A 14,034-nucleotide genomic window follows, 5' to 3' on the forward strand; every position below is an offset into this window, starting at 1 on the left:
TTAGGACTCCCAGCGGCCCAAGATGCCGCATGGCAGATCCAGACCACTACGGGTAATGGGAAGACCAATTTCACCAGCTGTAATTTGACCGCCGTATTGGGCAGACATCGTCATGGTCAGCATGTTGCGCAGAACGGTAGAAGAAATACCCGTTGTATAGGAATTGACCAGCATGAATAATGGGTTATCCGACAAAATTTCCATACACGATTTCAGGAAAGGGTAGAGGTTCTCTTCCAGCTTCCATGTCTCTCCATTAGGTCCCCGGCCATAGGAAGGAGGGTCCATAATAATCGCGTCATACCGATTGCCGCGACGTTGTTCGCGCTGTACGAATTTGAATACATCATCTGTAATGAAACGAACAGGGCGATCCGCAAGTCCAGATAACTGAACATTTTCTTTGGCCCATTGTACCATGCCTTTAGCCGCATCCACGTGGACAACGGAAGCTCCGGCATAAGCAGCAGCAACGGTTGCGCCGCCTGTATACGCAAACAGGTTCAGTACAGAGATGGGACGGCCTGCTCCGGCAATTTTATCCATCATCCAGCTCCAGTTGGCCGCTTGTTCAGGGAACAGACCGGTATGCTTGAAGCTGGTTGGTTTAATATGAAATTTCAGGTTTTCGTATCCAATGGTCCAGCGTTCCGGAATCGGTTTTTTCATATCCCAGCTGCCGCCGCCCGAAGAACTGCGGTGATAATGGCCGTGCACCTGGCGCCATTCATTGGTTTCCTTTTCAAGGGGCCAAATAATCTGTGGGTCGGGTCTGCGCAAAATGACATCGCCCCAACGTTCCAGCTTTTCGCCGCCTCCTGTATCAATTACTTCATAGTCCTTCCAGTTCTTTGCTACGTACATAATGATTTATCCATCCTTCAAAAGTCATTTGGATACTATTGTACAACAAAAAAGGGCCTGTACGCCAGTTGTGGTGGGCGCCTGAAAGGGTGAAGTGCCTTTCAAGGTGTTGAATTTGCTTCATCCCCATATACTGAAATGGAATACAAGTGAAATTTAATTTGACAATGATAATCATTATCACTTATGATTTGGATAAATTCAAATGTTACTTCTTCAGGAACAGTATGACTTGATTCATAAAAAGTGAGGGAAAAATAGATGGCTAAATGGTTAGTGGCTTATGCAAGTTTGACGGGAAATACGGAAGAGATTGCGGAGTTGATTGTGGAAGGTATTACACAAGGTGGGCATGAAGTGGATCTCAAGTCCGTCACGGATTGTAATGCCTCGGATGTGCTTGATTATGACGGATTTCTCATTGGAGTATACACGTGGGGAGACGGAGAACTGCCGGATGAATTTCTCGATTTTTACGAAGAGCTGGATGAGCTTGATCTGAGTGGCAAACGGGCTGCGGTGTTCGGAAGCGGGGATACTTCTTACGAGCAGTATTGCGGTGCTGTTGATCTCGCGGCTGCGAAGCTGGTGGAACGTGGGGCGGAGGTATTTCCAGAGATGCTGAAGATTGAATACAGCCCGATGGAGCAGGAGAAGGATACATGCCGTGATTTTGGCAAACGTTTCGCTGCTGCCGGATTACAGGTGTCCTAGAACTCATGTTAAGACATCATGCTCAGGGAGCTATGCAGCCGGGAGTATCAGACGTCCCCGAACGGCTGCTTGAAGATTACAGACTGGAAGAGATGCTGCGCAGCCCGCATCGGTTCATCCGCCCGGAACCGGAGGCACAGCAGCACTCTTCGCTGCAATGGAGACACCGTGTGCAATATGCAGTAAGCCATGCAGTTAACGCTTTTTACAGTTTGGACCCAGAAGTGCGCAAAGAGGTGCCTGTCCAGTATCTGCTCGAAAAGTGGTGGCCCAGAAAGGCAACGGGCTTCGAATCGATACTTCATTACTGGGATGTGAAAAACAAAATTACGGATGAATTATCGCTTGCCATTGCGATGAACGATGATCTGAAGCACCCGACCATTCTGTTTGAACAATGGCGAACGGAACTTCCTTCCCTGTCGATGCATCTGTCCATGATCCTCCAGGCGGCTTGGCAGCCAGAGGGCTGGGATTCACTGCTTATTCAAAAATATATGGTTGTCCATGATCCGAATGTCGTTGAAGCGTTCCAGCATCTGGTGAGCGTGTTCTGCTGGGAAGCATTTGGCAAGCTGCCGGGCATGATCGAAATTTATTGTTTGCTCGAAGGCCGCAAGATTCGATATATCCCTGGACGTCAATCGCTTGTTCGTTCAATGGATTATATTCAACTGATTCGGGATAGCATACCGAACGCGCAGAAGGTGGACTCAGATCAATTTACAGTTCGGGACAAAGCCAGAGTGCATGAAGAGGTTGATCGTTGGAGAAGTGAAATCGAACCGAAAAAAAACTGGTTGATGTAAGTAGCCAGGGATGTTGTGGTATATCTCGCACATTAAGGAGTGAAGAGCCATGTCTACCGGTTTGAGACAAGATGCTGCAAGCGGCAAGAAACATACAGGAACTTGTAGATTCAGCCCATTGCCCGTACCACAGTCGGTTATAAGAAGGTTGCTGGATGAAGCCGATCCATCTTTATATGTGATGAGTTCAGAGCCTTGGCGGTTTATGTTGTTTGCAAGTGAAGGACGTCAGCTATATCTGGAGGCGGTTAGGCAGAGTTACCCACCACATTTGGCAGATCGGTACGGGGATTGGGCTACATATCAATATACAGAGGCTATCCCAGCGCATCTGGTTGTCGTAGCTCCTTCAAGTGCCAGAGAGGACCATATATTGCCTGCAAAAGCCTGGAGCAAACGTTTTGGTATCCTGGCAGCAGAATATGGCCTCCATGCCGTTTGGAAGATTAATGATTATCAACAGCATCCCGTGTTCATGAATTTGATGGGTTTAACCAGTGAGGAAATGGTAATAGGTGTATTCCACATCGGTTACGGAGACCAGCCTGCCCTTCGGAATATCGATGCAAGCAGACCAGCCTCTGAACTGATGACGGTGTACGACCATCTGGTCTAAAGGATGAGATAACCATTCATTGCTATTTGCCAGTGTTCGTAATAAAATCTCGAACAAGCTGACGGTAAGAATAATCAGCGGAGCTGGCGGAGTACATCCGGTTCGACACGGTGATCGAATTGCCGAAAAAGAACCGTTCAAACTGGGTCTGTCTCCCCCCGAATGATCCTGCTCCAAGCTCCCAGATCAGACGGAACAATGCTGTGCGTTCCTGAGATACCATGTCGGTTCCTCTCAGGTACGTATCCAGTTGCGGCGCGATATCGGAGCGGAATTCTTCTTCCTGAGGCACCATAATTACACCACTGGAACCCAAGAGTTGTAAGATTTCGATCATCTCAGGATACAGTTTGGGAAATAAAAGGTTTGCTGCCATTAACGGTTTAGGCGCAGGTATTATAAATCCCCGTCCATCTGCTATAGCACCGGCTTCTGCTGCCAGAGCCAGTGCTTTTAACGTTTCAAGACCGGCGAGCACCCTGGCTGTTTTCTCTATCACATGCGTTTCAGCAGCTTGGTCGAGCGTGTCGGCAAGTAACTGAATGGTACCCAGAACAAATTCCGTTTTGGCAATATACCGGCATATGACCTGATGTCCTGCGTGAATGTGAAAATGGCTTCCGCTAAAGAGGCGGCCAGACATTTCCTCATTACCGGCGAAGAATATCCGTTCATGAGGAACAAGCACATGATCAAAAATGACGATGTTGTCCATCTCTTCATATCTGGAACTGAGTGGATAGTTGAAATTAGATTCGGCTGCGTAGGTATCCCGGCAGATCAGGCTAATTCCAGGCAAGTCATTCGGTACAGCAAAGGCAAAGGCGAACGGATTTTCATCGTCGAACGGTGCAGGTGAAGGGGAAGGATACACCAGGATTTCGTCTGACGTAGCAGCCTGAGTGGCCATCATGAATGCACCATTGATGATCAGACCTTCTTCAGTGCGATCAACCACTTTGGCGGCAATGGCATCTTCGGTCGCGTCCAATTGTCCGGAAATTTTACTGGCATGGGGCTGGATAAAGGCGTGGGAGAGGGTAATATCATTATCCCGGCAGTAGGCATAGTAGTTTCTCAAATTTTCGGCGTATTGTGGTGATATTTCTTCAAGAATATCTGCCCCAGTATACAAGGCCATAAGTGCTGTGTTCATATAATCGGGTGATCGTCCCAAAAAACCATGGTGAGTCCCTGACCAAATATTCATTGCTTCTCGGCGTCTGCGCAAGTCATCCACACGGGTTGGAGGCAGAAAGGACATACCTACTGGTTTTCCGTCAGCAGGAGATGCATAAGTCATCGTATCGATTAAATGTGGATCGGACTGAAGATCGTACAACTTCGCTTGTGTTTCCATCAAACCTGCAAACGCAAAATGTTCAGATCGTTTTCCGGTAACCAGTTCACCTTTGTACCAGCAGGGGACAGTCTGGGCATCGATACGTTCAATATACTGTTTGCCACTTTTAGCGGGCATCGTTACTCACCTCTTGGATTGAATCGTTCATGGGCAGTTTGACTGCTCTCGTAGTGTACGTAACTAGGCAGTCCATTGTGCATGGGGAGAAATGAATACGAATTTTATATAAAAGAGCTTGATAATAATTATCATTCTTGTTACAATACAAAAAGAAAAAGGAACCGGCTAGGGCTCCTTTAACTGGGTACCACAATTCATTTTTATTTCACTTCAAAAGTTTTGCAATCCGTTTCAGCGGACTCATTCACTGGTTTGGAACTGTGGCTCACGATGTAGATTGATGATGCATTGCATTTGTTTTCTTCAGCCCAGTGACGACAGGAATTAACTTCACATAATACGTCTTTTGCCATGATTGTTAACCTCACTTTAATTGGAATTACATTCGTTGGTATAAAAGAAAATCCGGAATACAAGTTGCCGCTTGATGATCCGGAAAATGTTGCGCTCTCTCGAGAAACAGAGGGCTTTTTTGCGTTATACACAACGATGCATGTTTAGAATAGCAAATTTTACTGCTTCCTGCAACAAATTGGATTCACCTGGATTGAATTAATGGACAGCTCCTGTGAAACTTTGCAAAAAGGCCGTATTATGTTATTGTTTAATAGTAATAATTACGATTAAAAAAGTGCATGTCCCAGCTTACGTCCGAAAGACGCTTGAACATAGAAAAAGGAGAACGATCAACAATGAGCAAAATCAACCACATAAATAGGATCCCCCGAGCCAAAGGTATTGATATGGCCGCTTTTTATTCACCCAAAGAGTGCGGACACAAGGCCCAGCATATCGTATTGTCAGCTAAAAATGAAAGGATCATTGAGGAATTCATAACCATTCTCGGTATGAAAGAGCAATTTGCAGCTCATGACGTACCGATGCCGAATAAACTGGTCATGTTTGGTCCTCCCGGTACAGGTAAAACGTTAACAGCTTCCCATCTTGCCTACAGACTTCAGCTTCCGTTAGTGCTTGTAAGGCTTGACGCAATTATTCACAGCCATCTTGGGGAGACAGGCAGCAACGTGCGTAAATTGTTCGAATATGCGCGTGTCAATCCCTGTGTGCTTTTTCTCGACGAATTTGATGCCGTTGGGCGTACACGTGAAAGCAATGACGAGGTCAAAGAGATGGCTCGCGTCGTAAACACATTGTTGCAATGTCTGGACGAATTCGAAGGAAATAGTATTCTGGTTGCTGCTACGAATCTGGAGACCCAGCTGGACCATGCAATATGGCGGCGGTTTGACACAAAAATGACCTATGGTATGCCGGATGAATCCAGTCGTAAACGATATATTAACAAACTGGTTGGTCCGTTTGAGCAGGAGATCCGCCTGAAAGAATACATGTGTGAACTTCTGGCTGGATGCAGTTATGCGGATGTAGAGCAGATTATTCTAAAGTCTAAGAGAAAAGCCATCATTGCAAGTAGTCCGCTGCACAAGCAATTCATCAATGACGCTTATGCAGAATATATGCCGCGTGTTCTGACCCCTTAACTTGGGGAAACGACAGGAAATAGCCCGATAATCCTTAAAAGGAGACCGGGCTATTTGAAGTTTCATGCTGCATCACGGAAGTTGTTGACTCTTTGACTCTTTCACTGTTTGGTTCTTTGGCTAAGTTGGTTCATTGGAGATAGGAATGGAATCACGCATTGAACACCTGCAAGCACCATACTAAGCGTTAGCAGCAATACGGTAAGATGACTCTTTCCCAGGTTTATCCGGGGCTGACCAGCGCGGCAGCGTCAAGGTAAAAAGACTACCTTCTGGGCTGCTGGAGGTGAGGGACAATTCCCCGCCTTGAGCACGAGCCAGCAGCTGGCTGTAGGTCAGACCGAGGCCAAGTCCGCGAGTATGACGTTTCTTGATCTCACCGCGATAGAAACGTTCAAAGACATTGGGCTGATCTTCCATAATAATCCCTGTACCGTTGTCCTGAACGTCAATGAACACTTTTTCTTCCTCGGCCCGCAAATGAATATGAAAGACCGCAGCTTGATCAGAGGCTGTCGCCTGTATGCCGTTATTTAGCAGATTAACGATGATTTGCTGAATCCGAAGCGTATCACCAATGGTATAGAGTGTACCCGAAGGTGTATGCAGTTCAATCTCGGGAGACTGGTTCTCATATGCAATTTTCCACTGATAAATAATTTCACCCACCAACAGATTCAGATCAATGCGTTCATTACGCACAGCAACACTGCCCGCACTCATCGCATTGTAATCCAGCAGATCAGCGACCATCCGTTCCATGCGTTCGGATTCTTTCAGTGCAATGTCCAGAAATTCCTTTCCTTCCTGCGGATTAACGATATCATCCCGAACGGCCATCACGAGTCCTTTAATGGAAGTGACGGGTGTTTTCAATTCATGGGATACCCCTGCCAGAGACAGGGCACGCCATTCCTCCAGCTGCTGCAAACGAATGGACATCTCCCGGAAGGAAACAACCAGCTCATTCATCTCCCGCTCTCGTGTATTCAGATCCAGATTGACTTCATAGTTTCCGTTTCGAATCTGCTCTGCGGCGTGGGCGACCTGGCGAATAGGTTTGGAGAGTTTCCGTGACAGGAGGTAGATGGTAAACCATCCACACAGGATTAATGCGCCAAATATTAGGCACACCACCAGCATCGCTTCCGGATTGTACGTAATGGATTTTTTGGATTGCATGACCCACACCTTACCCAACGTCAGATTGTCATCTGTGATGTTAACGGTCACCCCGGCAAATTTCTTGTTTCGTGGTTCGTGCAGGTCATCTGACAATCTGTAATACACATCTTCCTGCGTCATTTTCGGCTTGGAATAGATCAATTGATTATTATTATCGAGCACCATTATGCAAAAATAGTTATCTGTATTGAAAAGTTTGACACGCTTGTCCACCAGTCTGTCGAGATCAGGAGGGATATGCAGTTTGTTGTCAGCTCCAGTTACCTTCTCAGCAATTTCGAAACCTAACAGCTGAGCTGTTTTGAGACTTTTCTCAATGGAAGTGGTTCTGATCCAGTAGAGGGCACCTGCAACAATAATAGTGAAGCCGATGCAGAGAATTAGAAAATATTGAAGCGTCCAATAGGAAAGGATGGATGTTTTACGCTTGGGTTTATTTCGTTTTAGTTGGCGATCCAAAATTGATACCCCATTCCGCGTAAAGTCCGGATTTCCCCCGCTTCCGTTACCCAATGGGAAAGCGCCTGGCGCAGTCTTTTGATCGAAAGATCGACAGCCCGGTCACTTCCGTCATAGTCCATGCCCCAAACCTGTTCAATGAGATGCTCCCGGGTAAATGTGCGGTTGGGATATTCCGACAGAAACAGGAGCAGAGACAAATCCCGTGGTGTCAGTGCAACCTCGGCGCCGTTCAAAAGCACCTGTTTGGCAGCCAGATCAATGACCAGATTGCCAAAGTAACGTTTGCCTTCACCACCAGCGGTCCAGTGTGGATTGCGGCGAAGCACTGCATTAACCCGGGCCACAACTTCCTCCGGGACAAAGGGTTTGCTCATATAATCGTCAGCGCCGGCATTCAGACCGTTCAGACGGTCCTGAATATCATCCAATGCGGTTAGCATGATGACAGGACAAGCACTTTTTTCACGAATCATTCGCAGCAGATCCCAACCGTCCATGCCAGGCAGCATCACATCCAACAAGACCAGGGAGGGGACATCTGAATCAAATAGAGTAAGAGCAGTTGGTCCATCCGCTGCATGACGAACGACAAATCCTGCTTTTCGAAGATAGGCAGCCAGCACGCGGGCAATAGCTTGTTCATCTTCGACGATGAGTATGGATTTCAAGAAGGAGTCTCCTTTCACTTCAGAAGCTTGTGTACTGATTTTACATGAGCGGGAGACCCTTGCCAATGACGCAGTTATTTTCAGAAAAAAATGCGTTATACGTCATTTCTTGACGTCATCCTGACACATTGGACTGTTAAGATGCTGATGAATAACCAACTTATACTGTTATCCATTTGGAGGAGAATAGAGATGAACAAAAAAACAAAAACATGGATCATTTCAGGTGCCGCAGCAGTCGTCATTTTGGGGGGCGGAGGTTATTACCTCACGAACAGTTATCTGGGGAATAACGTTGAGATTGAACAAGTGCTTCCTGCGAGTACTGCAGCTTCCACAACGGTAACCGGATCGGACAGCGGGAGTGGGACAAGTGTATCCAAAGAAACTGTTGGAGCAGAGCAACTGAATGGAGACTGGAGCATCAGCGAAGGTTCGAAAGTCTATTTCTCGGTAACCACTTCCCAGGAAACGGTTAATTTTGCGGACGAGCAGGTGAGTGGAAATTGGGCCATTCATGTGGATGACACTTCCCGGATGAAAGCGGATGGACAGATCCAATTAAGCGGCATTGATTCAGGGAACAGTCAGCGTGATGGTCATATAAAAGGAGCTGATTTCTTCGATGTTAGCACCTATCCTCAAGCCACCTTTCAAGCTGTTTCCTTTGAAGGTGTGAACAAGGAATGGACTGAAGGGCAGACAACGGAATTCAAAATGAACGGAACGATTACTTTAAAAGGAATCGAGAAAGAGGTTACGTTTGACGTAAAAGCGGCCTATGAAAATAATCAGGTATTATTGTCGGGTACAACGATGGTTACCTTTGAAGATTTTGGTTTGAAAAATCCGCACTCTGTTGTTCTTTCAGCCGAGAATGATATTCAGGTACGGTTGGAGCTGAAGCTCAGCAAGTAAGTATTTGAGCACATAAGGCTAACCCAACATTGGGTTACATTCCAGCGATGTTGACGCAGAATCCAATGTTTATGTACATAGTTACAAGCCTAAATCTGTTCCATTCTGCCTGTATGGCGGAAGGGGCAGATTTTTTATGTTAACAATGGGAAACGATCCGCGGCGAGCAAGGAATTACCAGACGATTGTTAAAATAACTGCTGTTTACTTGGGATAATACCGTGTCCCCGACCAACATAAAGCGCTTACAATGATAATGATTTACCACATCTATGGATTCAAGTTTAATCAAACACGATAAGGGGGAGATCAAGCGTGCACAAGAAATACATAAGCGGCTGTCTCGTATTATTAATGTTGTTCTGCGATCTGGGATTGATCGTTCGACCAGCTGCAGCAGCAGAGAAAACAAACATTGCACTGAACAAGGCGGTTACGGTCAGTAAGGAAGATCTAAAGTGGGGAGGCAATAAAGAGAACGCAGTGGATGGTAAGGGGGATACGAAGTGGAGTGCGGATAGCCCTTCTATAGTTGACCAGCCACACTGGTTGATGGTCGATCTGGGAGGTTCATACCAGTTATCTGGAGCTGAATTGACATGGAAGGATGCGGACAAGGTTGTAAAATTTCTTGTCGAAGTTTCTGCTGACGGTACGAGCTGGGCACCGGTAGCGGATCAAACGTCCAATGAAACGGCTCAGAGTTTAGCCAATCTCGATTTTCAGGCCGACGCAGTACAGTATGTAAAGGTCACAATTCCTTATTATGCGGGACCAGACTACTGGCCTGGCATTTCTGAGTTTCAAATCTGGGGAGAGGAAGAGGTACGTAATCCGGCAGATATCGTGGAATATGATGCAGTCCACGTATCTACGGTAAGTCGTACTGCACCTGTTCTGCCAGTGGAAGTCAAGGCACATTACATAGACGGGAAATCGGGCCTTGTCCCGGTTATTTGGAAGGAAATTGAGCCTTCACAATATGCATCGGCAGGCCAATTTACCGTTACAGGTGATGTATATGGGACGCAGGTGCAGCCGGAAGCTACCGTTACGGTAGAAGGATACCGCAGTGATTTTGTCAGAGGGGTGGATATTTCCACGTTAACAGCCATTGAGGATAATGGAGGTTATTATCTGGACAGTAATGGGGCAAAACGCGATCTGCTTGATATTCTCAAAGACCGCGGCGTGAACTATGTGCGGCTTCGTCTGTGGAATGATCCACAAAAATCCAATGGATATAATGACAAGGATGATGTAATTCGTCTGGCCCAGCGGGTAAAGGCGAAAGGTATGAAGATCCTGCTCGACTTCCATTATTCCGATGAATGGGCACATCCGGGTCAACAGCTTCGTCCCAAGACTTGGGAAAATCTCTCGTTCGAAGACCTGAAGACGGCGGTGTATGATTACACGCGTGAAGTGGTAGGCGAGATGAAGGATGCGGACGCGATGCCCGACATGGTACAGATCGGTAACGAAATCAACAGCGGTGTGTTAAACGGATTGAACAGTAAATTTGATTTTGATGATAACGTTGCCTTGCTTCAGAGCGGTGTAGATGGTGTTCGCGCGGTTCCTGGCGGAAAAGAGGTTCAGATTATGATCCATCTGGCTGAAGGGGGCAAGGCGGATACGTTTGACTGGTATTTCGGTGAATTGCAGAAACGTCATTTGGAGTATGATATTATCGGCCTTTCCTATTATCCATTCTGGCACGGAACCTTCGCAGATGTGCGCAAAACGATGAATGAAGTATCTGCGAAATATGGAAAGGAAGTCATTATTGCAGAGACGTCCTATCCTTTCTCGTATAAAAACGGGGACGCTCATGGCAATATTATTGGCAGTCCGGAAACGCTGAATGTGGGAGGTGCTACCTTCCCGGCAACCGTACAGGGACAATATGATGCGATTGCTGGCATTATGGACATGATCTCACAAGTTCCGGATCAGAAGGGAGCGGGTTTCTTCTATTGGGAGCCTGCATGGATTGCAGCCAATGTAGGCTGGATTGCTTCCGAGGGAGACGCATGGGAGAATCATGCCATGTTCCATTATGACGAATATCCGGCTAATGGCGGCTACTCTTATGAAGGTCGGGCACTGCCATCGCTGGATGTGTATAAACGTGGCCTGAACGTTCTGCCCGCAGATCGGAAAGAGTTGTCGGCAGCCATTACGCGTGCACAGGCGCTTGAATCCAGTGATTTTACACCTGAAAGCTGGATCACACTCGCTCCTGTCATTGAGGCAGCCGAGAATACGTACAAACTCGCTTATACATCTGATGGTGTGACACAACAGGATACGGATGCGGCGACGTTGGCGCTGAATACGGTTATGCAGCAGATGGATGTTATAGCTGCGAATCGGGACACACTTCATGAGATTATCGCCGAAGCCAAAACATATAAGCAAGCAGACTGGTCTGCTGCAACATGGGCTGTACTGACCAAGGCTCTAGGGCGTGCAGAACAGGTCATGGGCGATCCAAGAGCCACCCAGACTGAGGTAAATATGGCTGCAAAACAAGTGGAAGCCGCAATTCATGGTTTGTCCAATGTAGACAAAACCGAGCTAACACAGTTCATCGGTGAAATGCAACAATTGACTGAATCGTCATTTACCCAACGGAGCTGGGCAAACCTACAATCGGCATTGTTATCGGCAATAATGGTGAGAGACAAACAGAACGCCGTTCAGACCGAAGTACAAGGGGCGCTGACTACACTTCAAAAAGCGAATAACAACCTTGTTTTGCTGGAGGCATTAACGACAGGTAAAACAGCGACCGCATCAAGCAGCGCAGGTACAGGTGGCGGAGAAGCCAACTCGCCTGGGGGTGCAATCGACAGCAATCCCAATACTTCATGGGGAACTGATCAAAGTGTCGGCAGCTGGTGGCAAGTGGACCTGGGAGCAACTGCAGTGATCCGCAAGCTGGAAATGTCCATGTGGAGTGGTGGCATCAAATACAAGATCGAAGTATCCAACGACAACGAGAACTTTGTGAAAGTCGTGGATACAACAAGTGATGTGGTTGTATCCACCAGTCCAAGGCATATCCTGCCCGCAGGCACGGAGGCGCGTTATATTCGTCTTACCATAACAGCAGGTTCCGATTGGGTAGGCTTTATGGATTTTGAAGCGTACGGGGTGTTCCCTGCGGACAAATCTACGCTGGAGACTACTGTGAATTCTGCAAAGAATCTGCATCAAAGGGATTACACGGACGCCAGCTGGAATGGTTTTGCACAGGCATTGTCGTTTGCCCGCGTGCTTATCAATGATGCAGAAGCAAGTTCACAGGAAATCAGTGCTGCGGATAGCGCTTTGAAAGAGGCGGTTAGTCAGCTTGTAGGGCGAGAGGCGACCCCGGGTCTGCCATCGCAGCCTAGTCAACCTGATCAACCCTCAACACCGGGATCATCGCAGAATCCTGGGACTCCTCCTGTTACGCCGCCTGTTGAATCCGGTAATCCAGGAGAGGGGGATTCCATTCGTTTCAAAGGCAAAAACACTGGAAAAGGTAACTATGTGATTCAACCTGATATAAAGCAGTTGTCTCAAATGATTAAAGGAATGGAACCAGGGAGCAAGCAGCTAACCTTGCTTGCAGATGTTCCCAAGGATACAAAAGCTGTGACCTTCCAGCTCAATGCAAATCAACTTCAGGAATGGGCACGTACTCAGGCATTACAGTCGCTGGAACTGACCATGAAGCAGACATCTGTCCGCATCCCATTAAGTTTATTGAAGGATGCTCGTAGTGAAGAAGGAGCTGCATTTGATGTTACATTGGCCGAAGGCCCCGCCAATCATCTGTCAGAAGCACAAAAGGTAAGCAGCGGAAACCAGACCGTAGTCAGCCTTGATCTGCTGTTGAACGGGAAGCCGCTTCAGTGGGCGGACAGATCCATTGAAATTGCGATATCGAACGTAACAAATTCAAATGCCAAAGATGCAGTGACGGCAGTATACTCACTTCTGTCCAATGGTGAAATGAAACCGGTAACCTTTACTCAATATGATGAAGTGACTAAAAGTCTGGCGTTCAAGCCACTTCAATCAGGTCAATTCATGATTACGGAAGTGCAGGTGCCCTTGAATGACTTGCAATCCTATCCCTGGGCCTTAAAAGAGGTTCGGAATCTGTATGGCAAAGGAATCATTTCAGGCATGACAGATAGCGAGTTCAGTCCGCAAGGCGAACTGACCCGAGCACAATTTTTGCAAATGATCATGAAGGGAATTGGAGGATCACGCTTGCCGGAGGATATATCGGCTTCATATCCAATGGATGTGAAGAAGGAGCAATGGTATTCCGATTCCGTCCGTCTTGGTCTGGAGATGGGGATTGTGCAAGGCCGAGCAGATGGATCGTTCGCAGCAAATGAACGTATTACCCGCGAGGATATGGCGGTGATGTTAAACCGTGCAATCCGGGCAATGAAGAAGAACGCCGGTGCAACGGTTGATTCATCATCCAGCAGTAGCGGATTTAAGGACAACGCAGATATCGCTCAATATGCTAAGCAAGCTGTTGCAGCGATGCAGGATCTAGGATTGCTTAAAGGGATGGCTGATGGCACATTTGCGCCGAAATTGAATGCCAACCGTGCACAGGGAGCAGTTGCGGTAGCCAGAATGATGGAGCAGATCTATTCATTCTAAAAGTTTACAGATATAGGGATCGGGTCTTGCTGGCTCGATCTTTATGTTTGTTTATTCAACATAAATGGTAGACAGTAAGGGGCCAATTCTGCTATGATTCAAATGATAATGATTACCATTATCATATAAA

At 47.1% G+C, this 14,034-nt stretch carries 11 protein-coding genes; 6 read left to right on the forward strand and 5 right to left on the reverse strand.

Annotated elements, in window-relative coordinates:
- Positions 1 to 864, reverse strand: coding sequence for a class I SAM-dependent methyltransferase (locus PPA03S_RS27780; protein WP_024630567.1), 864 nt, complete (start codon positions 862 to 864; stop codon positions 1 to 3).
- Positions 865 to 1,125: 261 nt separating this feature from the next.
- Here PPA03S_RS27780 and PPA03S_RS27785 point away from each other — a divergent pair, with 261 nt between their 5' ends.
- Genes PPA03S_RS27785 through PPA03S_RS27795 form a run of 3 tightly spaced genes read left to right on the forward strand, consistent with a single transcriptional unit; the run spans position 1,126 to position 3,003 of the window.
- Positions 1,126 to 1,578, forward strand: coding sequence for a flavodoxin (locus PPA03S_RS27785; protein ID WP_062328437.1), 453 nt, complete (start codon positions 1,126 to 1,128; stop codon positions 1,576 to 1,578).
- Between the two features lie 5 nt (positions 1,579 to 1,583).
- Positions 1,584 to 2,387 (forward strand): hypothetical protein, encoded by an 804-nt coding sequence (locus tag PPA03S_RS27790; protein WP_062328439.1) that lies wholly within the window; start codon positions 1,584 to 1,586, stop codon positions 2,385 to 2,387.
- A 49-nt stretch (positions 2,388 to 2,436) separates the two neighbouring features.
- On the forward strand, positions 2,437 to 3,003 hold the full coding sequence (locus tag PPA03S_RS27795) for a nitroreductase family protein (RefSeq protein ID WP_062328444.1): 567 nt from the start codon (positions 2,437 to 2,439) through the stop codon (positions 3,001 to 3,003).
- 22 nt (positions 3,004 to 3,025) lie between these two features.
- On the opposite strand, the gene PPA03S_RS27800 is transcribed toward PPA03S_RS27795, so the two are convergent.
- A complete protein-coding gene (locus tag PPA03S_RS27800) occupies positions 3,026 to 4,483 on the reverse strand; it encodes a 4-hydroxyphenylacetate 3-hydroxylase family protein (RefSeq protein WP_062328446.1) in 1,458 nt (485 codons plus the stop codon).
- Between the two features lie 203 nt (positions 4,484 to 4,686).
- Positions 4,687 to 4,839, reverse strand: a complete 153-nt coding sequence (locus tag PPA03S_RS32585) for a DUF1540 domain-containing protein (protein ID WP_082704337.1) — start codon at positions 4,837 to 4,839, stop codon at positions 4,687 to 4,689.
- Between the two features lie 339 nt (positions 4,840 to 5,178).
- Between PPA03S_RS32585 and PPA03S_RS27805 the strand changes: the two genes are divergently transcribed.
- Positions 5,179 to 5,991: an AAA family ATPase gene (locus PPA03S_RS27805; RefSeq protein ID WP_062328449.1), complete on the forward strand. Its 813-nt coding sequence runs from the start codon at positions 5,179 to 5,181 to the stop codon at positions 5,989 to 5,991.
- A 180-nt stretch (positions 5,992 to 6,171) separates the two neighbouring features.
- On the opposite strand, the gene PPA03S_RS27810 is transcribed toward PPA03S_RS27805, so the two are convergent.
- Entirely contained in the window at positions 6,172 to 7,635 is a 1,464-nt protein-coding gene (locus PPA03S_RS27810) for a HAMP domain-containing sensor histidine kinase (RefSeq protein WP_062328453.1), read from the reverse strand.
- Positions 7,620 to 8,306 (reverse strand): response regulator transcription factor, encoded by a 687-nt coding sequence (locus PPA03S_RS27815; protein WP_062328456.1) that lies wholly within the window; start codon positions 8,304 to 8,306, stop codon positions 7,620 to 7,622. The genes PPA03S_RS27810 and PPA03S_RS27815 overlap by 16 nt, the downstream gene beginning before the upstream one ends.
- A gap of 192 nt (positions 8,307 to 8,498) precedes the next feature.
- On the opposite strand from PPA03S_RS27815, the gene PPA03S_RS27820 reads away from it, so the two are divergent.
- Entirely contained in the window at positions 8,499 to 9,224 is a 726-nt protein-coding gene (locus tag PPA03S_RS27820) for a YceI family protein (RefSeq protein ID WP_062328459.1), read from the forward strand.
- A 315-nt stretch (positions 9,225 to 9,539) separates the two neighbouring features.
- Positions 9,540 to 13,904 carry a glycosyl hydrolase 53 family protein gene (locus tag PPA03S_RS27825; protein ID WP_062328462.1) on the forward strand — a complete coding sequence of 1,455 codons (4,365 nt, stop codon included), beginning with the start codon at positions 9,540 to 9,542 and terminating at the stop codon, positions 13,902 to 13,904.
- The last annotated feature ends 130 nt before the right edge of the window (positions 13,905 to 14,034 follow it).

Source organism: Paenibacillus pabuli NBRC 13638, from assembly GCF_001514495.1.
Classification (GTDB): domain Bacteria; phylum Bacillota; class Bacilli; order Paenibacillales; family Paenibacillaceae; genus Paenibacillus; species Paenibacillus pabuli.